The 20,275-nt window shown below is 61.0% G+C and carries 19 protein-coding genes and 2 pseudogenes; 15 read left to right on the forward strand and 6 right to left on the reverse strand.

Annotated elements, in window-relative coordinates:
• Window positions 1–68: 68 nt before the first annotated feature.
• Both AB6809_RS33095 and AB6809_RS33100 read right to left on the reverse strand, forming a co-directional pair.
• Window positions 69–770, reverse strand: coding sequence for a porin (locus tag AB6809_RS33095; RefSeq protein ID WP_371028129.1), 702 nt, complete (start codon window positions 768–770; stop codon window positions 69–71).
• Between the two features lie 15 nt (window positions 771–785).
• Window positions 786–1,994 carry an aspartate transaminase gene (locus tag AB6809_RS33100; protein ID WP_371028130.1) on the reverse strand — a complete coding sequence of 403 codons (1,209 nt, stop codon included), beginning with the start codon at window positions 1,992–1,994 and terminating at the stop codon, window positions 786–788.
• Window positions 1,995–2,269: 275 nt separating this feature from the next.
• On the opposite strand from AB6809_RS33100, the gene nac reads away from it, so the two are divergent.
• From nac to AB6809_RS33175, 15 genes and pseudogenes are all read left to right on the forward strand, one after another.
• A complete protein-coding gene (nac, locus tag AB6809_RS33105) occupies window positions 2,270–3,196 on the forward strand; it encodes a nitrogen assimilation transcriptional regulator NAC (protein WP_371028131.1) in 927 nt (308 codons plus the stop codon).
• A 224-nt stretch (window positions 3,197–3,420) separates the two neighbouring features.
• Entirely contained in the window at window positions 3,421–3,918 is a 498-nt protein-coding gene (gene accB, locus AB6809_RS33110; protein ID WP_371028132.1) for an acetyl-CoA carboxylase biotin carboxyl carrier protein, read from the forward strand.
• Window positions 3,919–3,924: 6 nt separating this feature from the next.
• Window positions 3,925–5,277 carry an acetyl-CoA carboxylase biotin carboxylase subunit gene (gene accC, locus AB6809_RS33115; RefSeq protein WP_371028133.1) on the forward strand — a complete coding sequence of 451 codons (1,353 nt, stop codon included), beginning with the start codon at window positions 3,925–3,927 and terminating at the stop codon, window positions 5,275–5,277.
• An 83-nt stretch (window positions 5,278–5,360) separates the two neighbouring features.
• Window positions 5,361–6,032 (forward strand): 5-oxoprolinase subunit PxpB, encoded by a 672-nt coding sequence (gene pxpB / locus AB6809_RS33120; protein WP_371028173.1) that lies wholly within the window; start codon window positions 5,361–5,363, stop codon window positions 6,030–6,032.
• Complete coding sequence (locus AB6809_RS33125; protein WP_200619684.1) at window positions 6,029–7,036, forward strand: biotin-dependent carboxyltransferase family protein; 1,008 nt, start codon at window positions 6,029–6,031, stop codon at window positions 7,034–7,036. Before pxpB ends, AB6809_RS33125 begins: the two co-directional genes overlap by 4 nt.
• A gap of 3 nt (window positions 7,037–7,039) precedes the next feature.
• Window positions 7,040–7,516 carry an acetyl-CoA carboxylase biotin carboxyl carrier protein subunit gene (locus AB6809_RS33130; protein ID WP_371028134.1) on the forward strand — a complete coding sequence of 159 codons (477 nt, stop codon included), beginning with the start codon at window positions 7,040–7,042 and terminating at the stop codon, window positions 7,514–7,516.
• Window positions 7,517–7,601: 85 nt separating this feature from the next.
• Entirely contained in the window at window positions 7,602–8,369 is a 768-nt protein-coding gene (locus tag AB6809_RS33135; protein ID WP_200619686.1) for a LamB/YcsF family protein, read from the forward strand.
• Between the two features lie 172 nt (window positions 8,370–8,541).
• Complete coding sequence (locus tag AB6809_RS33140; RefSeq protein ID WP_371028135.1) at window positions 8,542–9,300, forward strand: SDR family oxidoreductase; 759 nt, start codon at window positions 8,542–8,544, stop codon at window positions 9,298–9,300.
• A 32-nt stretch (window positions 9,301–9,332) separates the two neighbouring features.
• Complete coding sequence (locus tag AB6809_RS33145) at window positions 9,333–10,343, forward strand: 2-hydroxyacid dehydrogenase (protein WP_371028136.1); 1,011 nt, start codon at window positions 9,333–9,335, stop codon at window positions 10,341–10,343.
• A gap of 349 nt (window positions 10,344–10,692) precedes the next feature.
• Window positions 10,693–11,394 (forward strand): amino acid ABC transporter permease, encoded by a 702-nt coding sequence (locus AB6809_RS33150; protein ID WP_371028137.1) that lies wholly within the window; start codon window positions 10,693–10,695, stop codon window positions 11,392–11,394.
• A 1-nt stretch (window position 11,395) separates the two neighbouring features.
• Window positions 11,396–12,145 (forward strand): amino acid ABC transporter permease, encoded by a 750-nt coding sequence (locus AB6809_RS33155; protein WP_371028138.1) that lies wholly within the window; start codon window positions 11,396–11,398, stop codon window positions 12,143–12,145.
• A 27-nt stretch (window positions 12,146–12,172) separates the two neighbouring features.
• Window positions 12,173–12,901, forward strand: coding sequence for an amino acid ABC transporter ATP-binding protein (locus AB6809_RS33160; protein WP_371028139.1), 729 nt, complete (start codon window positions 12,173–12,175; stop codon window positions 12,899–12,901).
• A gap of 133 nt (window positions 12,902–13,034) precedes the next feature.
• Window positions 13,035–13,883 carry a transporter substrate-binding domain-containing protein gene (locus AB6809_RS33165; RefSeq protein ID WP_093641600.1) on the forward strand — a complete coding sequence of 283 codons (849 nt, stop codon included), beginning with the start codon at window positions 13,035–13,037 and terminating at the stop codon, window positions 13,881–13,883.
• Window positions 13,884–14,553: 670 nt separating this feature from the next.
• Window positions 14,554–15,309: an SDR family NAD(P)-dependent oxidoreductase gene (locus tag AB6809_RS33170; protein WP_371028174.1), complete on the forward strand. Its 756-nt coding sequence runs from the start codon at window positions 14,554–14,556 to the stop codon at window positions 15,307–15,309.
• Between the two features lie 374 nt (window positions 15,310–15,683).
• Window positions 15,684–16,385: pseudogene (locus tag AB6809_RS33175) on the forward strand (IS6 family transposase).
• A gap of 181 nt (window positions 16,386–16,566) precedes the next feature.
• On the opposite strand, the gene AB6809_RS33180 reads toward AB6809_RS33175, so the two are convergent.
• The 4 genes and pseudogenes from AB6809_RS33180 to AB6809_RS33195 all read right to left on the reverse strand — a co-directional run bounded on the left by AB6809_RS33180 (window position 16,567) and on the right by AB6809_RS33195 (window position 19,232).
• Window positions 16,567–16,965: a tetratricopeptide repeat protein gene (locus AB6809_RS33180; RefSeq protein WP_371028140.1), complete on the reverse strand. Its 399-nt coding sequence runs from the start codon at window positions 16,963–16,965 to the stop codon at window positions 16,567–16,569.
• Window positions 16,937–17,159: pseudogene (locus AB6809_RS33185) on the reverse strand (MgtC/SapB family protein); the annotation flags it as partial. The pseudogene AB6809_RS33185 and the gene AB6809_RS33180, both read right to left, overlap by 29 nt.
• A 158-nt stretch (window positions 17,160–17,317) precedes the next feature.
• Entirely contained in the window at window positions 17,318–18,976 is a 1,659-nt protein-coding gene (locus AB6809_RS33190; protein ID WP_371028141.1) for an NRAMP family divalent metal transporter, read from the reverse strand.
• Between the two features lie 115 nt (window positions 18,977–19,091).
• Window positions 19,092–19,232 carry a hypothetical protein gene (locus AB6809_RS33195; RefSeq protein WP_371028142.1) on the reverse strand — a complete coding sequence of 47 codons (141 nt, stop codon included), beginning with the start codon at window positions 19,230–19,232 and terminating at the stop codon, window positions 19,092–19,094.
• Window positions 19,233–20,275 lie beyond the last annotated feature (1,043 nt).

Raw genomic sequence — 20,275 nt, forward strand, 5'->3', positions numbered from 1 at the left:
GATTCTCAGCTGAAACCTCCACCGCCTTCAATCTCCCGCCTCAAATCCCCCATACACCAGATTCGAGCTTAGCTCGGCGACGAGTTCTGGTGAGTATTTCCCGCTACACCGCCAAACGTATACGAGCCCTTGAGGGTAAAACCGGCAAGCGTCGGCGAGGTATATCGCACGGAATTGTCCAGACGGCCGCCGCCCGTCAGACCGGCGCCCTGAAAGCCGACCGTGCCGGTGTAATTGGCGAACGCATAGATATCGTGCGTCCAGCCCATTTCATGCACCAGCGTGTATTGCCGGCCCATCGTCAACGTACCGTAGGACGTGCTGCTCAGGCCCACCAGCGCGGTGCGGCCGAACAGGCGGGCGGTGCCGGACGGCGTGGATTGCTGCGTCACGCCGGTATTCGGTGTAAAGCCGCCTTCGAGCTGGAAGATCGCGGACAGGCCGCCACCGAGATCCTCAGTACCCTGCAGACCCCAGCGGCTACCCTGAATCTCGCCGCCGCTACCCATCGTGAAAAGCTTCCCGCCGGATTTGTTCTGGTGGGTGTCATAGCGCACCGCTTCGTCGATGATGCCGTACAGGGTGACGCTCGACTGCGCGTGCGCGATCCCAGAAACTGCCAGTCCTAATCCAGTTAGTATGCCTAATGTATGCTTTTTCACGAGTAGATCCCCTTGCAGATTGACGAAAAATGGAAAACTCCAAACCGACTGCCACGTCCTCTCGGCGCGGCATGTCTTTTTTACAAAGCGACGACGTGACGTATTCACGTCGTCGCCTTACTCTCAGTTCAGTGCGGCGACCGCGGCGGCAATCTTCCGGCAGCCCTCATCGATAATGTCGATGCTTGTCGCGATCGACATCCGGAAGAAAGGCGAAACGCCATACGCCGATCCGGCAACCAGTGCGACGCCGGCGTGCTCGAGCAGATACAGAACGACATCCACGTCGCCCTCGATGCGCTTGCCTTGCGGCGTGGTGCGGCCGATCATGCCGCTGCAATTGACATACAGATAGAAAGCGCCGCCTGGCGTTTTGCAACTGATGCCGGGAATCGCGTTGAGCGCTTCGAGTGCGTGGTCGCGGCGTTCTTTATAGGTTCGCACCGATTGCTGCACGAATGTCTGGTCGCCGTTCAGCGCCGCGAGCGCCGCGGCCTGACTGATCGAACTGGCGTTGCTGGTGGATTGGGACTGGAGCGTGTCCATGGCCGCGATCAGGTCGGCGGGGCCGGCGGCGTAGCCGATGCGCCATCCGGTCATCGCGTAGGTCTTGGACACGCCGTTGACAACCAGGGTGCGCGAGCTGAGTTCGGGTTCAATCGACAGGAGGTGCTCTGATGCCTCGCCTTCGAACCGGATGTGTTCGTAGATGTCGTCCATCATCACCAGCACCTGCGGGTGGCGCAACAGCACACCCGCCAATGCGCGCAGTTCTGCGGCGCTATACGTTGCGCCCGTGGGATTGGTCGGCGAATTGATGATCAGCCAGCGCGTGTTGGGCGTGATCGCCGCTTCGAGGGTGGCGGGCGTGAGCTTGAAACTGTCTGCTTCGGTGCAGGGCACGACGACCGGCACGCCGTCGCAGGCGAGCACCATGTCCGGGTAGGACACCCAGTAGGGGGCGGGAATCAGGACTTCATTGCCTGATTCAACGGTGATGGCGAGCGCGTTGAAGATCGCGTGTTTGGCGCCGCACGTCACGATGATGTGTTTGGGATCGTACGAAAGGCCGTTCTCGCGTTGCAGTTTCGCCGCGATGGCGGCGCGCAGCGCCGGTGTGCCCGCGGTTTGCGTATAGCGCGTTTCGCCGCGTTCCATCGCGTCGAAAGCGGCCTGGCGAATGTGCGCGGGCGTATCGAAATCGGGCTCGCCGACCACGAGGTTGACGATGGTCTTCCCCTGCCGCCGCAGTTCCGCGGCCCGGTCCGCCGCGGCGCTGCTCGGCGAAGGTTTGATTCGTTGGACGCGGGCGGCAATTCGCGATGCACTCACACTTGACTCCTCAACGGCATTTGATGAGGCTTCACCTTAAGCGCGCGAAAAAGTTCAAGCCAAGACGTCTTTCCGCTGGCGCAATAACATCCACTTATGACAGGACGGTACGCGTGCGCGTCCGGCATTTACCGATCGGGGTCCATGCGGGAATACGCTGACAGGCCACGCTTTTAGCGTTGCAGAAGCGGGAGTGAGGTTTTTTTAAGCACTGTGCGCGGGGCGGCGCTTGCCCTATCATCGTTGCCATCACTTAACGTTGAGACGCGACTACCGTGAACCTGCGGCGTTTGAAGTACTTCGTGAAGATCGTCGATATCGGCAGCCTGACGCAGGCCGCCGAAGTGCTTCATATCGCCCAGCCGGCGCTGAGCCAGCAGTTGATCACGCTCGAAGACGAGTTCCAGCAGCAGCTGCTCGTGCGCACCAAGCGGGGCGTCACGGCCACTGAGGCGGGCGCCACACTGTATCGCCACGCGCAGTTGATCCTGCGCCAGTACGAACAGGCTCAGGCCGACGTGAAGGGCGCCGGCCAGACGCTGTCAGGCCAGGTTTCGGTGGGGCTTGCGCCCGGCACCGGCGCGTCGGCGCTCTCGCTGCCGCTGTTGCGGACCGTGCGCGCCCGGCATCCGGACATCCTGCTCTACATCAACGAGAATTTCGGCACGACGCTCAGCGAGCTGATCATGAACGGGCGTATGGACATGGCCGTGCTGTATGGCGATAAGCCCGTCCACGGCCTGTCGTTCCAGCTTCTGATGAACGAGGAATTGTTCCTCGTGGCGCCGCGCAGCATGGGGATCACGCAGGAGCAGGTCGCCGTGACGGCGTTGCGCGACGTGCCTTTGCTGCTGCCGCGTCCATACAACTATCTGCGCAAGTACGTCGACGAGGGTTTCGCGCGCGTGCAGATGATCCCCAAGGTCGTGGCCGAAATCGAATCCGCGTCGACGTTGTCGGCCGCCGTGAGCGCCGGGATCGGTGCGACCATCCTGCCCGATTCCACCGCACGGGTCGTGGCCGCGGCGGGCGACGTCGTGCAATGCCGGATCGTTTCACCCGTCATCAAGATTCCGCTTTCGGTCTGTCTGTCCGACCATTTGCCGCTTTCCGAGCCCGCCGCGGCCGTCAAGGATATCTTGCTGGAATTGGCCGGCGACCTTGCGCTCGACGTGCGTTTCGAGTCCGGCGCCGATACATAAGCGCGCCTTATCGCTACAAAGCCAAACCCTCTTGGCGCATTTTTTATGCGCCGGATACATTGAGTCCATCGTCGATCGCCCCGGCTCGCAGTGAGCCGGCGCGACGAGGCTAGCCGTCAGGCGGGCGGGGCAACCGGAGATTGAATCGGGTTGCCGTACGGCCCCAGCGGTGCTTCGCGCACGCCAATCGACCGGCGCGCGTCCAACCGGCTACGGACTCAAAGATGGATCTCCAGAAGATTAAGGCGCTTATCGACCTGTTGGCGGACTCTCCGCTGGCCAAGCTCGAAGTCATCGAAGGTGAGGAACGGGTCAAGCTTGTGAAGGCGAAACGGCGCGGCAAGCGGGCTGAGGCGCCTTCGGGCGATGAACGTGTAGCCGTGGCGTCTACCCAGGGGACGCAAGGGAGCCAAGGGGCTCAATCACCGCTGGCCGAGCCTGCGCAATCCGTCGACGCTCCCAGTGCAGCCCGCGCAACTGCCAGCGAGCCGCAATTCGTTCGTGCGCCCATGTTCGGTGTCGTTCATCTGACGCCGGCGCCGGGCGAAGCGCCCTTCGTGAATACCGGCGACACGATCAAGGAAGGGCAGATGCTCTGCACGATCGAGGCAATGAAGATGTTCAACGCGATCGAGGCTGAACTCAGTGGCGCCGTTCTGGAGATTCTTGTGGCTCCGGGCAGCGAAGTGGAATCCGGGCAGCCGCTGTTCCGGATCGGCTGATCGACCATGTTCAACAGAGTACTGATTGCCAACCGCGGCGAGATCGCGCTTCGAATCCAGCGCGCCTGCCGAGAACTCGGTCTGAAAACCGTCGCAGTCCATTCCGAGGCCGACGCCGATGCCCGGTATGTGCGGCTCGCCGACGAGGCGCTGTGCATCGGTCCCGCCGCGCCGGGGCAGAGTTATCTGAACCGTGCCGCAATCCTGTTTGCGGCGCACGTGAGCGGCGCGCAAGCGGTTCACCCCGGCTACGGCTTCCTGTCGGAAAACGCGGATTTTGCGGCGCAGGTCGAAGCCGCCGGCATGGCCTTCATCGGCCCCGAGCCCGACTCCATTCGAACGATGGGCGACAAGGTTGCCGCCAAACGGGCCATGCGCGCGGCCGGCGTGCCCTGTGTGCCGGGCCCGGACGGGGGTCTTCCGGACGATCCCACCGAGATCCTGCGGGTCGCGCAGGAGATCGGCTATCCGGTGATCGTCAAGGCGGCGGGCGGCGGCGGCGGCCGAGGCATGCGCGTCGTGCCGGGTCCCGAGCAGTTGCTAGAAGCCGTGTCGGTGACGCGCGAAGAAGCACGCCGCGCCTTCGGCAAGCCCGAACTCTATGTCGAGAAGTTTCTCGAGCATCCGCGTCACGTCGAAATTCAGGTCTTGTGCGATACGCACGGCAATGCCCTGTGGCTCGGTTCGCGCGACTGTTCGCTGCAACGGCGTCACCAGAAGGTCCTGGAAGAGGCGCCCGCACCAGGCATCGACCCGGAGTTGATCCGGCAAGTGGGCGAGCGCTGCGTCGAGGCCTGCCGGCAGACGAATTATCGCGGCGCGGGCACCTTCGAATTCCTGTTCGAGAACGGCCAGTTCTACTTCATCGAAATGAATACTCGGCTGCAGGTCGAGCATCCCGTGACGGAAATGACGTCGGGCGTCGACATCGTGCGGGAACACATCCGGATCGCCCAAGGGCACGCGTTGACGATTCGTCAGCCGGACATTCGCACGCTCGGGCATTCGCTGGAATGCCGGATCAACGCCGAGGACCCGTTCACCTTCGCCCCGTGTCCGGGGAAGATTTCCGTTTGGGAACTGCCGGGTGGCAATGGCGTGCGGGTGGACTCGCATATGAGTGGCGGCGCGGTCGTGCCGCCGTATTACGACTCACTGATCGCCAAGGTGATCACCCACGGCGCAACCCGCGAAGAGGCGCTGGCGCGCATGCGCATTGCGCTCTCGGAGATGCGCATCGAAGGCATTCGTACCAACGTACCATTGCATCAGGCCATGCTCGAGGACGCAGGGTTCAGTGAGGGCGGCGTCGATATTCATCATCTGGAGCGTTGGCTCGCAAAGAGGAAACAGACATGACGCTGACTGTTGAGCATGCGTCGATTGCGCACGGGGATGTAGTCGAACGGCTGCGTCCGGATTCACAGAGGACTGTCCTTGCGATGAAACAGGATGAATCGGAGCAGGCGCTTTGCATCAGCATGCTGGGGACGATGGCCATGCTGTTCGAAGCGCCGGGCGCGCTCGATCTGCATGGGCAACGCCGCATCTGGACGCTCGCCCGCGAGGTCGAATCATGGCCGGGCGTGCGTGAAGCGGTACCCGGTGTGACCAATCTGATGCTGACGTTTTCCACGCCGCCCGCAGACCCGGACTCGCTCGGCGCCGCGTTGCGCGACGCGTGGGCCGCGGCGGGCGAGTTGCAGATCGAAGGGCGGGTGGTGGACTTGCCGGTGGAATACGGCGGCGAGTTCGGGCCGCATCTGCAGGACGTGGTGAATCACACAGGCCTCTCTGTCGATGAGGTCGTGCAATTGCACTGCGCGCCGCTCTACACGGTCTATGCGCTCGGCAGCCATCCGGGGTACTGCTATCTGGGCGGTATGGACCCGCGTATCGCCACGCCGCGGCGCAAGGTGCCGGTGCTGGGCTTGCCTGGCGGCGCGGTGTCGATCGGTGGCGTGCAGACCGGGGTCTCGGCATCGACGGGACCGAGCGGCTGGAACACGATCGGTCATACATCGATGTCGTTCTTCGACCCCGCGCGCGATAACCCGGCCACGCTCGCACCTGGCGACATGATCCGGTTTCGCGTCGAGAGGATTGTTTCATGATCGAGATACTGTCTTCGTCCGCGCTCGCGACGGTGCAGGACCAGGGGCGTGAAGGCTATCTGCGCTACGGCGTCGGTACGGCCGGCGCGATGGACCGCCTGGCGCTCGCGGTTGGCAATCTGTTGCTCGGCAATCCGGACGACGCGGCCGGCATCGAAATTCCGATGTTTCCCTTCCGTATCCGCTTCCTTGAAGATCTTTCGTTCGCCATCACCGGTGCCGACTGTTCGGCGCGCTTGGGCGACCGGCCCGTGCTGCCGTGGTGGACCGTGCATGCGAAACAAGGCGACGTGCTGACGATCGGCGTGCCGACCAGTGGCACGCGCTGTTACCTGTCGCTCGCGGGTGGTGTCGATGTACCGGTGGTGCTTGGCTCTCGCAGCACGCAGTTGCGCGGCCAGTTCGGCGGCTTCAACGGTCGTCAGTTGCAGAAGGGCGATGTGGTGAAGGCAGTGGGTCTCGCCGAGCGCGTCGTGCCGCAAGATGCGGTGCTCGCCGCGGGTTTCGGCACGGTGCCGCCTGAATACTCGTTGCCCGCGCCGCTGTCCCTTCCCGCAGCCGACGCAGGCGAAACCGTGGTGCGCGTGCTGCCGGCCGCGGAGTACGACTGCTACGAGCCGGAATCGCTCGAAGCGTTCTGGCGCGATGGGTGGAAAGTGACGCCGCAGAGCGATCGCTACGGATATCGCCTCGCAGGTCCAACCCTGGTCGCGACGCATTCGATCGAAAAGCGCTCGCACGGCATCGTGCCGGGCGTGATCCAGGTGCCGCATAGCGGCCAGCCGATCATTCAGTTGCGGGATGCGCAACCGTCGGGTGGCTATCCGAAGATCGGCACCGTGATCGAAGCCGATTTGTGGCGGCTCGCGCAGGCGCGTATTGGTACCAAGATTCGCTTTGCTCAGACGACGTACGCGGAAGCCGTCACGGCGCTGGAAGAACTGGACAGCTATCTCGTCAGGGTGCGCAATCTCGTTGCACTGTTTTGCCCTTCCCGACACTGACACATGACACAGAAAATCGAAGTGGATATCGGCGAGCTTCGGCAGATCACGTCGTGGCTTGCAGAAGTCGATATCGAGTTCATCGAAATCAGCAAGCCAGGGGCGACGGTTCGGTTGACGATGGAGCAGGCGCCTTGCTCGATCGGTGCGGATGCGCCGGCGTCGGCGCAGGCGGTTTCGGCTGTGGTTCCTGGCGGACTCGCGTGCGCAGCGGACACGGCGCGGACGCAGACGCAGGCCGTCAGCATCACCGCAAAGTCGGCCGGCATCTTTCTGTCGACGCATCCGGCACGCTCAACGCCGTTAGTGAGCGCGGGCGATCACGTCAAACCGGGCGACATTGTCGGCCTGCTGCAGATCGCGCAATTGTGCGTGCCTGTGGTCGCGTCGGCGGATGGCATGGTTATGCGCTTGTGCGTCGCGCATGGCGCAACGGTCGGTTACGGAACGCCCTTGCTCGAACTCTCGCCGTCGGCGTAGACGTATATCGATAGATAGACACTGAGCCGGTGTGGTCCGCTGCGGATAGCCCGGCACAGACCGCTTAAAGAATGGAGAGTGGATAGTGGAAATCGACCTGAACGCGGACCTGGGCGAAGGCTTTGGACCCTATCAAATGGGCGAAGACGAAGCGATGCTCGATATCGTCTCGTCCGCCAACGTCGCATGCGGCTATCACGCGGGCGACCCCGTCATCATGGACAAGACGGTGCGGATGGCTCTCGCGCGCCAGATCGACGTCGGCGCGCATGTCGGCTTTCCCGACATGATGGGCTTCGGCCGGCGGCAGATTCAAGCGGACCCGCTTGAACTGGCGAATTACGTCGTGTATCAGATGGGCGCGCTGGCGGGCATCGCGAAGCGGGCCGGACATCGGGTCACGCACATGAGCTTTCACGGCGCGTTGGGCAACATGGCTGCGGCATCGTATGAACTGGCCGAGCCGCTGGTGCGGGCGCTCGCCGAATTCGACCGCGATCTGATCATCAGCGTTTCAACGAACACGGAAATCGAACGGGCCGCCGATCACATCGGGATGCGCACGGCCAACACGTTTCTCGCCGACCGTGCGTACGACGATCAGGGCGCGCTCGTGTCACGCAAGCTGGAAGGCGCGGTCATTAAAGACCGCGCGGCCGTCCTGGCACGCGTCAAGGAACTGCTCGAAGACGGCACGATCACGACGATCACGGGGAACAAGCTCAAGATCGCGGTCCAATCGATCCTGCTGCACGGCGATACGCCTGGTGCGGTCGAACTCGCGCGCACGGTGCGCGGCGTGATCGAATCAGCGGGCGGGCGCGTCGTGCCGGTGTCGAAGCTTGTACGCTAGGCGCGCGCAGGCCAACCTGCATCGGCCAACCCGAATCGACCAACCATAAGCCAGTCTTATCGCCACAAAGCCAATCCGTCTTTGCCCCGCGTTTTCACGGCGTATACATTGGTAACAGGCTTATCGCACGCCTCAAAGGGCGACAGTTCAGAACTACAGATAGAGGTCATTCATGCCGTTTTCAGACTACAAGACCGCGTTGGTGACGGGCGCTTCGACCGGAATGGGCGCTGCGATCGTCGAGCGCTTCTGCCGTGAAGGACTCGAAGTGCATGCGCTCGCTCGCAACGCGGAACGTCTGAATGAGCTGGCGGAGCGAACCGGTTGCATCCCGCACGCGATCGACGTGTGCGATCTGCCGGCCGTCACGAAGCTGACGCAGGAAGTGCAGTTCGATATCGTCGTGAATAACGCCGGCGTATCGACGAAAGGTTCGATTCTGGATGCCGCTGCCGCAGACATCGACCTTCAGGTGGAAGTCAACCTGCAAGCCGTTCTGCATATCGTGCGGCTCACCATGCCGGGTATGGTTGCCCGCGATCGCGGCCATATCGTCAATATCAGCTCGATCGCAGGGATCTACAACTTCAACGGCAACTCCATTTACTCCGCGACGAAGGCCGGCATCCATGCGTTGTCGCGCCAGTTGCGAGTGGATGCGACCGGCAGGCGTGTACGCGTGACGGAGATTTGTCCGGGCCGTGTCGCGACCGATATTTTTGGCCACGTGCATGGCGACATCGAGGCGGCGCGCAAGCAGTTCATCGACGGCTTCGAGCTGCCGCTGCCGTCCGATATTGCCGACGCCATCGCCTTTGCGATCGCCGCGCCGCTCGCGGTCAACATCAGCAATATGGAAATTCTGCCCACGCTGCAGGTGCCGGGCGGGCTGACGACGATCAAACGCGATCCCGCTGATCACAACGAGTAAGTGCAATCCAGAGTTCAACTAGGAGGTTTTCCATGCGTGCATCGGTACTGGTTACCCGTGCGTCATTTCCGGATATCGTCGATCGCCTGCGCGCGAACTTCGACGTGACCGACAACCCTGACGACACGATCTGGACGCAACCAGAGCTGATTGCCAGGCTGCAGGGCAAGGTGGGGGCCATGACGGCCGGCAGCGACCGCATCGACGCGACCTTGCTCGACGCTTGCCCGCAGTTGAAGGCGGTATGCAATATCGGCGTGGGCTACAACAACGTCGACGTGGAAGCCTGTACCGCGCGCGGCGTGCTGGTCACGAATACGCCGGACGTCCTGACGGATACCACCGCCGACTTCGGCTTCGCGTTGATGATGGCAACGGCGCGCCGCATCACCGAGTCGGAACATTTCCTGCGTGCCGGCGAATGGACCAAAACCGGGCGCTTCGACATGTTCGTCGGCAACGACGTGCATGGTTCGACGCTCGGCATTCTCGGCATGGGACGTATTGGGCAGGCCATTGCGCGACGTGGCGCATTCGGCTTCGGCATGCGCGTGATCTATCACAATCGCTCGCAACTGGCGCCCGATGTCGAGGAGAGCTGCAAGGCACGCTATGTCGACAAGGAAACGCTGTTGCGCGAGTCGGATCACCTCATCATCGTGGTGCCTTACTCGGCCAGCTCACATCACGCGATTGGCGCCGCGGAGCTCAAGCAGATGAAATCGTCGGCCACGCTGACCAACATCGCACGCGGCGGCGTAGTGGACGATGCCGCTTTGGCGGTGGCGCTGAACGAAGGCAGCATCGCGGCGGCCGGTCTGGATGTATTCGAAGGTGAACCGGTTATCTGCCCGGCGCTTCTTGCGCAAAAGAATGTGGTGCTCACGCCGCATATCGGCAGTGCGTCTGTCAGCACGCGGCGCGCGATGGCCGCGCTTTGCGCAGACAATTTGATCGCCGCTCTAGGGCACGGCGCAGCGGCCGGCAAGCCGCCGACACCGGTCAACCCGCGAGTACTGACGCGCCCGACAGCCGCAGCCTGAGCGATGACCGGCGCAGCATGCTGCGCCGGTGTAGTACCGCCGTTGTTTCTCAAGCGTGAGCGCTCCGACAAAGGGGCGCGCCACTGACGATGAGGCGCCCGCAGAGGCGCTACATACTGGAGACAGACGCCATGCACAACCACGCCTGTCGCATTGCCGGACGCCGTTCCGATTCATCATTCCCGAAACTTATTGCACCAGAAGAAAGGCCTCTGCAACAGCCTTTTTTCGCGAGCTAGTATCAATTCAACCCGGAAGTCAATGACGGCTTCCGGGGGAATGACGATGGTGCCGCGGGTCGAGTCAGACCCGGATCATCGCTTCGATCCGAATCATTGGGACGTGCAACATGAAACTTCATTTTGACCTGGCGACGGTGCTGCGAGGCGACTATGGGGTGCTGTTTCTCCATGGGATCGAGCTCACCCTCGCGATGGCCGCACTGGCGTGGATACTGTCGCTGGTGGTGGGCATTCTTCTCACGCTGATCCGCCTGACCAACAATCGCCTCGCGACGGCGTTTGTCGCGTCATTCGTTGCCTACCATCGCAATGTGCCGATGCTGGTCCAGATCCTGTTCTGGTACTTCGGCATTTCGAACGTCCTGCCGGAATCGGTGCAGACCGTGCTGAACCACTACAACGGTCAGTTCATTTTTGCGGTCGTGGCGATCGGCCTGTGCAGCGCAGCCTATCTCTCCGAAGATATCCGCAGCGGATTGCGTGCGATTCCCTACGGTCAGTACGAAGCTTCGCGCGCACTGGGTCTGAACTTCCTGAACGTCATGCGTTTCGTCGTGCTCCCGCAAGCGCTGCGCAATGCAATTCCGCCGATGGTCAATCACGCAGTATTGCTGTTCAAGAACACGAGTCTTGCGATGGCGATCGGCGCGGCAGAACTGACCTATGTCACCCGACAGATCGAGAACGAAACTTTTCTGTCCTTCGAGTCGTATTTCATCGCCACGGCGGTGTATCTCGGCCTCTCCCTCGTCATCATGCTGTGCGGCGCCAAAATCGCGATGCACTACCGCATTCCGGGAGTGAAGTGACATGTTCGATATCCTGCGCGATAACTGGACACTGCTGCTCATCGGGCAGTATCCGCATGGCCCGCTAGGCGGCATCGTACTGACGATCTTGCTGTCGCTTTCAGCGCTCGTCATCGCATTTCCCCTGGGTATCCTGGTCGCCCTGGCCCGCATCAGTCCTTTCCGGTTTCTGCGGGCGCCGGCCACAGGTCTCGTCTACATGGTGCGGGGCATCCCGCTCCTGATGGTGATTTTCTGGGTGTACTTTCTCGTGCCTGTTCTGACCGGCTATCCGGTCACCGGGTTTGTCACGATGCTGTGCGCGCTCGTCATCTATGACTCGGCCTATCTCGGGGAAATCATCCGTGCGGGCATCGAGGGGCTGCCGAAAGGGCAGACGGAAGCCTCGAGAGCGCTCGGCATGAGCTACATGAAGACCATGCGGGCAGTCATCCTGCCGCAAGCGCTTTACAACGTGGTGCCGAGCATGGTCACGCAGTTCGTATCGACGATCAAGGAGACCTCGCTGGGCTACATCATCAACGTCCAGGAAATCTCCTTCGCGGCGGATCAGATCAACAACCGGCTGCTGACGAAGCCCTTTCCCGTGTACCTGATTCTCGCCTTGAGTTATTTCGCGCTGTGTTACGCGCTCACACAGCTTGCACAGTATCTGGAGCGGCGCGTGACGCGCAAGCGGGCCGGTGCGGTATCGAGGACCCGGAAGGCGGCCAACGTCGCGCTGACCGATCCGCTGCCCAGCGAGAACTAGGCGCTCAATCACTTCGAGGTATTTCGCATGATCAAGTTTTCCAGCGTCAACAAATGGTACGGCGAATATCACGCTCTCGTGGACGTGAACGCCGAAGTCCGCAAAGGCGAAGTCGTGGTGGTCTGCGGACCATCAGGATCGGGTAAGTCGACGCTGATTCGCACCGTTAACCGGCTCGAGGAGATCAACCGCGGGCAGATCTTCTTCGACGGTCAAAACATTCACGACAAGAAGCTGGGTCTGAATGCTTACCGCAGCCGTGTCGGCTTCGTGTTTCAGCAATTCAACCTGTTTCCGCATCTGTCGGTGCTGGACAACATCACGCTTTCGCCGATGCGCGTGCACGGCCTCAAGCGCGCGGATGCGGAACGTAAAGCGGCGGATTTGCTCGCGCGCGTTGGCCTGTCGAACAAGGCCAGTGCGTTTCCGCCGCAATTGTCCGGTGGCCAGCAGCAGCGTGTGGCGATTGCGAGAGCATTGGCGATGGATCCGCCGGCAATGTTGTTCGACGAACCTACCAGCGCGCTCGATCCCGAGATGGTCGGCGAAGTGTTGAACGTGATGAAGCGCCTCGCGCAGGAAGGCATGACGATGATGTGCGTCACGCACGAGATGGGGTTTGCGCGCGAGGTTGCCGATCGCGTCTGGTTTATGGACGCAGGGAAGATTCTCGAAACGGCTGAGCCGGAGGAATTTTTCTTGCGCCCGAAACACGAGCGGGCGCAGCGATTCCTGTCCGATCTTCGCTCGCATTGAGGCAAGCATTGAAGCAAGCAAGGCGGTATGGCTTTCGCGGCACAGATACAGGTTCAGATTCAGATTCAGTTTCAGTTTGACCACCGTTGATCAGCAGTCGATTGCTTTACACATAAACTTCAGGAGCATCACGATGCAGGTAAAGAAGATTTTCGCGGGGATGTTGGTCGTTGGCGGCGCCGTTGCATCGATTGCCCCGGCACATGCCGATCAATTGGCCGATATCAAGGGCCGCGGCGAGTTGAGCTGCGGTGTGTATTCGAACGTTGAGCCGTTCTCGTATCCGAATGCGCAGACGCGCCAGCTCGAAGGCATGGACGTCGACCTGTGCAACGCGGTGGCGAAACAGTTGGGCGTGAAGGCGAAGCTCGAACCGTTGGCTGTCGAGGCCCGCATTCCGCAATTGAAGCTGGGGCGCGTTGACATTGTGGTCGCCAACCTGGCCTACACCAAAACTCGCGCTACGCAGATTGCCTTTAGCGACTCGTACTACTCCACCAAGGAAGTTCTTGTCGTGAAGAAGGCGGACGCGAGCAAGAAACTGACCGATTTCGCGGGCCAGAAAATCAGCGCTGCCGACGGCTCAACGTCCGCTCAGTCGATTCCAATCTCGATCAAGGATGGCCAGGCGGTGACGTTTCACGATACCAGCTCGGCATTTCTGGCACTCGAACAGAACAAGGTCAAAGGTTTCGTGACCAATCAGATGACCGCCACGAAGATCGCGAAGCAGGTGGACGGCACGGACGGAGCAGTGGCGATTGCGTCGGAGCCGATGCTGATCGAGCCGATCGCGGTGGGATTGCGGCAGAACGAGCCGGCCATGCTGAGCGCGGTCAACAAGGCCCTCGCATCGATGGAACAGAGCGGCGAGATGAGCGGTATCTTCGACAAGTGGCTCGGACCGAAGACGCCTTATGGCCTGACCCGGACCGACAAGGTCACGCCGATCGACCAGCTCAAGTTCACGCCGGTGTCCTGAGGCAGAAAGTGTGTGACGTAGCGGTGGGCTTGCATCCTCGCACCGCTGCCGGTCGAATGGCCGGCGCGATTCATTGGATCGCCTGCCGAGAGGACGTGGCTGGATTTGCAACGTGACACATAAAGTAGTGGTGACGGGCGTGTCAGGCTCTGGCAAGTCGGCGCTTGCACGCGAGATGGCCGTGGCGCTGGAGGGCGTTTTCATCGAAAGGGACGACCATCACCCGCCGCAAAGCCGTGACAGGATACGTCGTGGAATCGCGGTGTGCGACCGTGACAGCGAACCGTGGATGGACCGTCTCCCTGAGCTCGTGGATGATGCGCATGGATGGTGGTGTACCGTTCCGCGTTGCGACGTTGCTATCGGGAGCGCATGTGCGCGCGTGTCGCCGGGCTGAGATTTATGTTTCTCGACATCACCTTGTCGGCATCGATAGCACGGGTTTCTGGGCGGCTGGATCATGAGTTTTCCAGCGGCATTGGTGGCGGATCAATTTGCAACGCTCGAGTCAACTGTAGGGGAAGATGGTGTGCTCCACCTTCTTCCGCTTCGCTGCGCAGCGCGTGCGGTCTCAGAGAGGTCATGCAATGGCTAGGCACGCTGGACGTGGCTGGACTGAAGTCGGATGAATTAGCGTTGAAGAGGAGTTGAGTTGAACAACAATCTGAAGATGTTCGATCTGTCGGGGCGTCGTGCTCTGGTTACCGGGTCGAGTACGGGTATCGGTTATGCGCTGGCCAAAGGATTGGCAGGTGCCGGCGCCGAAGTGATTCTGAATGGTCGCAATGCGACGAGGTTGGCAGAGGCTGTCAGCCGTTTGCGCGATGAAGGCGCGACCGTTCACGCCGCGAGTTTCGATGTGACATCGGCCACTGAGGTCGACGCTGCGGTCGCCGATATAGAACGCGGCGTCGGTGCGATCAACATTCTTGTCAACAACGCCGGCATGCAACGCCGTGCGCCGCTCGAACAGTTTTCCTATGCCCAATGGGAAGAATTGATGAGGACCAATGTCGACAGCGTGTTCCTGGTTGGTCGGGCGGTCGCGCGGCACATGATTGCTCGCAAGCGCGGGAAGATCGTCAACATCTGTTCGGTGCAAAGCGAACTGGGCCGTCCCAATATCGCTGCCTACACCGCGAGCAAGGGTGCGGTGAAGATGCTGACGAAAGGCATGGCAATCGACTGGGGGCAACATGGCATCCAGGTCAATGGACTTGGGCCGGGCTATTTCAAGACGGAGCTAACCGAGGCGCTCGTCAACGATGAAACGTTCAGCGAGTGGTTGATTGGACGCACGCCATCGCGACGCTGGGGCGATGTGGAAGATCTCGTCGGCGCCGCTGTGTTTCTGGCGAGCGACGCGTCGAACTTCGTGAACGGCCACATTCTTTACGTGGATGGCGGAGTAACGGCGACGCTGTAGCTTGCCCGGTGGGGTCGTGACGAGCGCCCCGATCGCGAACGCTTTAATCGTGAGCCGCAAGGCGGGCCGTCACGCAGGACGAAATTTGTTGTACTGCCGTAGAGTTTGTACCAGTTGAGCTATTTGGTATGGCGATGCGATAAAGCAATGCATTCAACGGTAAAAGCGTCGAAGCGTTAGAATCGACGTTCTACCGGGTGCTACACGAAGCGAACCAGGTCGCCCACCGGGCGCAGCGAACGGCCGGCGCTCGCGCACAGCAAACAGCGCGCGCTCTGCGCCGAAGCGGTTGTACTCGTGGGACATTACTTGGTTCTGTTGCGATAAGGCGAACCGGTATGATGCGCGGAATGACATGAACGACCGAAAGCTCGATGACGAAGCTGAATCCGGCGGTGGCCCTAGTGCTCAAACGCCTGCATTATCCGCTCGACGTGATCCTGACTAGCGTGCGCTGGTACGTGGCCTATCCACTGAGCCTGCGGCACCTCGAAGAAATGATGGCTGAGTGCGGCGTTTCGGTCGATCATTCGACTGTGCACCGCTGGGCCGTCAAGCTGCTGCCGGTGCTGGAGAAAGCGTTCCGCCTGCGCAAGCGGCCAGTTGGCAAGAGCTGACGCATGGACGAGACGTACGTTCGCGTCGAGGGCGAATGGCGGTATCTTTACCGGGCCGTCGACAAGGACGGCAACACCATTGACTTTCTGATACGCGCCCGTCGGGACAAGACTGCAGCCCGGCGTTACTTTGAGAAGTTGATCGCCCAGAATGGCGTGCCCGAGACCGTCACCATTGACAAAAGCGGCGCCAATCTCGCCGCACTCGAAGCGCTCAATGATGATCGTGAAACGCCCATCAGGATCCGCCAGTCAAAATACCTCAACAATGTTGTCGAGCAGGACCATCGGGCGATCAAGCGACGCACGCGCCCCATGCTGGGGTTCAAAACTTTTCGCTGTGCCCGGATCCTTTTGGCCGGCATCGAGTTCATGCACATGATCGTGAAAGGGCAGATGAAGTGTGCTCGCGGGACCCATCGGTCCGCTGCCGATCAATTCTACGAACCGGCAACGTAAGCAGTACTTTTCATATCGATCTCGCTCGACCTTCGATTCTTACCGCGACAAAGCCGGCACTGCCAAAACTGATCTCACGTCCGGGCCTTTCGCAGCATCGTCGACGCTCTGCCCAGCGTCGCGATCGTGTTCGACCTGTTGATACCTTCATCTTCGCATACCGAAACATATCGCAGCATCATCAGCACGCAGTGCTCGACATCGATGTGCGCCTCGGGCTTGTTCGACCGCTGTGTACAAAATCAGCGTCGAAGCTAGCAACCAGTTGATCAGGCCTTGTCAGCCTTATCGCGACACTACCGCACATGCTGCAGCGCTCGCGTTGGTTCGTCGACAGATCGCATCGCACCAGCAGGAACGCCGGCTCGCGCTCCGCCGCAGCCCGTTGCTCCGGCGTCAATGAATCGAGGAGCGCCGCGATTCGCCCGAAGGCACGCGCCCGCGTGTAGTGGTATATCGCCAGTTGCAATTCGCGCTGCCCGCCATTACGCCGGAACGTGAATTCGGCAACGCGTCCGGCATCGAGCGGCTGTGTGTCCAATGCGACGATCGCCGAGAAAACCAACGCCGGAGACGACATGAGCAGCAATCTGCGTCAGTCCCGTGGTTCCGTTGCCGGTCAGTACCCCGAGGTAACGAACAGGCATGAACCACTAGCCACGAGCGTGATGGTCCGCAGACCGGCGGTGCGCTGGCGCATCTGGCGCTCGAGGCCGATGACCACGCCACACGCAAAGGCGGGGCGAGCAGCCGCAGGGTGAAATGGAGAGTCATGTTGGCTGAGTCGATTCGTGCCTGCGGCGGCACGCCTAATTCGAAAACGGACGACGTATCGCATGCGCACAAGACCCAATGAACAGCCCCCAATCTGACAAGCCATTCTGCGTGGGTCGCCCCTGCCAGTCAGTTGCGCAGCGGGCGACGCGATTTCTCTACAGCTGCACAGTCATCTGGACGACCTTGACGATGAGCAGCGCGACCGCCACCAGGAGATAGCCGCGCAACACCCCCATCCAGACGCGGTTGGACAGCGTCAGCTTCGGCGGGGGCAGCTCATTCAGGGCCGGCATACGCCACGTGTCGCGGGCCTCCTTTGGCCAGGCCACCCCGTCATCGTGAACAGCCCCGGTCGCGGGCTCGTGCCGGAGCTTGCGCAAAAAAGCCGTTCCCGCGAACCCCGCAACGGCGAGCAACGTTCCCCCGCCCAGGAGCTCAAGAATGGTTCGACCGGTGATGTCCGGGTACATGACCGACGCGATGAGGATAATCGACAGCATCACGAGTATCCAGACGACGGCGCCAGTGAACAGGTTCAGCTTCCTTGAGTTCACCCAGGGACCCAATATGGCCTCGTCGTTGCACAACAGCAGCAAAAAGACCGTTGCGCTGGGAAGCAGGACGCCCGCGAGCGTCTGCACTGCTTCGGTCAGGATTCCGAGCGGGCTGCCGGGAATCAGCACAAGCGCTGCAGCGGCGGCAACAATGCCGAAGTAGACGACATAGAAACCCTTCGCGTCGGACACGGGACGATGCAGCGAGTGGCGAATCCTGAACACATCGCCAATCGCGTAGGCGGTCGACAGAGACACGGCAGCAGCGCCGATGATGCAGGCATCGAGCAGAGCCACGGCGAAGAGGGTGGCTGACGTACGACCGGCGTATTTTTCCAGGCCTCCAATCACGCCACCTGCGTCCACGAAATTGCCGAATTCAGGCTTGCCGGCGTACAGCGCCGCACAGAATGAAATCATCGCCACCGCGCCAGTCAGCACGAACACAATGCCAATCCACAGGTCCGCTTTCTCGTACTTCATGAAGCGCGGCGTGATACGTTTGTCGACGATGTAGCTCTGCTGGAAGAACAGTTGCCACGGCGCGACCGTCGTGCCGACGATGCCGATGACAAGCAGCATTACATCGCTCAGCTTCGAATGGGCGGGCCAGTTGGGTATGAAGAAATCGTGCGTCATCTGGCCAACCGGCGGGTGAATCGATACCAGCACCGGCACCAGCGGCAGACTCAGGAGACACAGTACGACGGCAAAGCGTTCGAACCGCCTGAAGTTGCCTGTGCTGACGGCGGCCATCGTTAGCGCCGCAGCAATGCAGACCCCCAGAACCTTGGAGATACCAAAGAAGTCGAGGACGAAGGTGATGCCGATGAACTCGGTCACAATCGTGAGCGCATTGAGGATAAACAGGTCGACGACGCTGAAGGCACCCCAGAATTTACCGAAGCGTTCGAAGATGAGGCGCGCGTGGCCGACACCGGTGACAGCACCCAGTCGCACCACCATTTCCTGATTGACGAAGAGGACGGGCACGAGCAGCAGCATAGTCCACAGCAACGTGCTGCCGTAGTTCTGCCCAGCCTGGGTGTACGTGCCAAAGGCACCGGCATCGTTGTCGCCGACCATCACGATGAGACCGGGGCCGAGAATGGCGAGCAGCGTTCGGAAGCGTGCCCACCAGCCGGTGGGGGGGGCGGTGTCGTGGTGGGCAATGGTGCCGAGTGCACCCTTGATGTCGCCGACATGCGCAGTGTCAAGCACGGCGCTGCGTGGCGGTGAGACGTTAGCGGGAGTGGCCATTCTTCTTCCCCGATTCTGGTTATTGAAAGGAAACTGCGCGCCTCCGGCATACGTAAGGGCATGTACCGTCTGAACGACGGCGTCGCATGCGTATCGCGGAAAAGGGCGCGGGCGGTTACGAAACGAGAGTTTTAAGGCGCTGCCAGAATGCAGCGAGCCTGTGCGGTTCGTTGGCGCGCAGGGCAAGCATGGCGTCGTAGTGGACGCCCGATTCTTCAACGTGCGGCAGTTGCGGCACAAGGAGGCCGAAGTGCATGATATTTCTCCAGGCGTCTGGCTTGACGCGGTTCGCGGAAAGCCAGCAGACCTGGAGGTCGGGCGCACTATGCGCGCATCGACGAAGGTCTACTCGCTTTCCTAAGGCAAACATAAAGGTGAGCGGCATATGGGATAACTGTCACTGTCCGGCATGGCGGCTCCTTGTCTGCGGTTAGTAGATGCGTGTTGCTCCACGCGTCAGCCCTCGCCAGTGAATCAGACAGGCGCGGGCGAACGCAGCCGCGAGTTGACGCTCGCGACGCGGTGCCCACGGACGCGCAAACGCTGCGGCCATGTGGCGCTAATAAGGGTGCACGGAGAGGGTAACTATGGCGCGCACCGTCTGCCTGAGGGCAGGACGGCGGCTGGGTCAAAAGAGCGCGGACGTCCTGCCGGTCAGGCAGCGAAACTGTTCGAAGGTCGACTATTGCAGGTGTCCAAGGCATCAGCCCCGTTCGTGAGGATTTTCGAATTTTAGGCGGCGCGCGAAACTGAAGTCAACATGATTCGCTAAGCAGAGCGAATATAATTTCTCGACACCGCACAGCCTTTCCGAATGACAGCACGAAAGGGTTGCGAAAGAATCCGGATGGTGCAGCAGGTGAAGCGCAATCGTTTGTCCGGAGAATCTGGAGTGAGTTTCGGAATGCGATGTCCTTTGTGCTTTTTTTACTTGCCGTTTGACACGCGTGCCGAATACAATCCGCCGGTCTCATCAAAAGGAGTCCCTCGTGGACGCATGCTCCAGTAGTGGAAGTCCCATGCCGGCCTGTGCTGGCGAAGTAACCGCGAGATAGCCGCCGCAGGAACACTCCTTCGCCGCTAACTCGCTTTCGTCGGGTTAGCGCGCTTCATCACTGACTGGCTTTCTGCCGGTCTGTCAGCAGCACGCTCCCTCTGTTTGGCCGCCTTTCGCAAGTTCACTTGCGAGACGCCATCACGTCTTTATACGTCGCCTGACTTGGTCAGGCTAGACGGGAGTGAGGCTATGTTCGTCAAATCATTTGTTACGTCTTTGTGTGGCGCTGTGCATGCGCCACA

This window comes from Paraburkholderia sp. RCC_158, assembly GCF_041355255.1.
GTDB classification, from domain to species: domain Bacteria; phylum Pseudomonadota; class Gammaproteobacteria; order Burkholderiales; family Burkholderiaceae; genus Paraburkholderia; species Paraburkholderia graminis.

Excerpts from the sequence above, each read along its gene's own strand:
- AB6809_RS33125 (WP_200619684.1), top strand. The coding sequence starts at position 6,029 with ATGATCGAGATACTGTCTTCGTCCGCGCTCGCGACGGTGCAGGACCAG.
- accB (WP_371028132.1), top strand. The coding sequence starts at position 3,421 with ATGGATCTCCAGAAGATTAAGGCGCTTATCGACCTGTTGGCGGACTCT.
- pxpB (WP_371028173.1), top strand. The coding sequence starts at position 5,361 with ATGAAACAGGATGAATCGGAGCAGGCGCTTTGCATCAGCATGCTGGGG.
- AB6809_RS33160 (WP_371028139.1), top strand. The coding sequence starts at position 12,173 with ATGATCAAGTTTTCCAGCGTCAACAAATGGTACGGCGAATATCACGCT.
- AB6809_RS33140 (WP_371028135.1), top strand. The coding sequence starts at position 8,542 with ATGCCGTTTTCAGACTACAAGACCGCGTTGGTGACGGGCGCTTCGACC.
- AB6809_RS33170 (WP_371028174.1), top strand. The coding sequence starts at position 14,554 with ATGTTCGATCTGTCGGGGCGTCGTGCTCTGGTTACCGGGTCGAGTACG.
- AB6809_RS33155 (WP_371028138.1), top strand. The coding sequence starts at position 11,396 with ATGTTCGATATCCTGCGCGATAACTGGACACTGCTGCTCATCGGGCAG.
- AB6809_RS33165 (WP_093641600.1), top strand. The coding sequence starts at position 13,035 with ATGCAGGTAAAGAAGATTTTCGCGGGGATGTTGGTCGTTGGCGGCGCC.
- AB6809_RS33190 (WP_371028141.1), bottom strand. The coding sequence starts at position 18,976 with ATGGCCACTCCCGCTAACGTCTCACCGCCACGCAGCGCCGTGCTTGAC.
- AB6809_RS33130 (WP_371028134.1), top strand. The coding sequence starts at position 7,040 with ATGACACAGAAAATCGAAGTGGATATCGGCGAGCTTCGGCAGATCACG.
- AB6809_RS33195 (WP_371028142.1), bottom strand. The coding sequence starts at position 19,232 with ATGCACTTCGGCCTCCTTGTGCCGCAACTGCCGCACGTTGAAGAATCG.
- AB6809_RS33145 (WP_371028136.1), top strand. The coding sequence starts at position 9,333 with ATGCGTGCATCGGTACTGGTTACCCGTGCGTCATTTCCGGATATCGTC.
- AB6809_RS33180 (WP_371028140.1), bottom strand. The coding sequence starts at position 16,965 with ATGTCGTCTCCGGCGTTGGTTTTCTCGGCGATCGTCGCATTGGACACA.
- AB6809_RS33150 (WP_371028137.1), top strand. The coding sequence starts at position 10,693 with ATGAAACTTCATTTTGACCTGGCGACGGTGCTGCGAGGCGACTATGGG.
- accC (WP_371028133.1), top strand. The coding sequence starts at position 3,925 with ATGTTCAACAGAGTACTGATTGCCAACCGCGGCGAGATCGCGCTTCGA.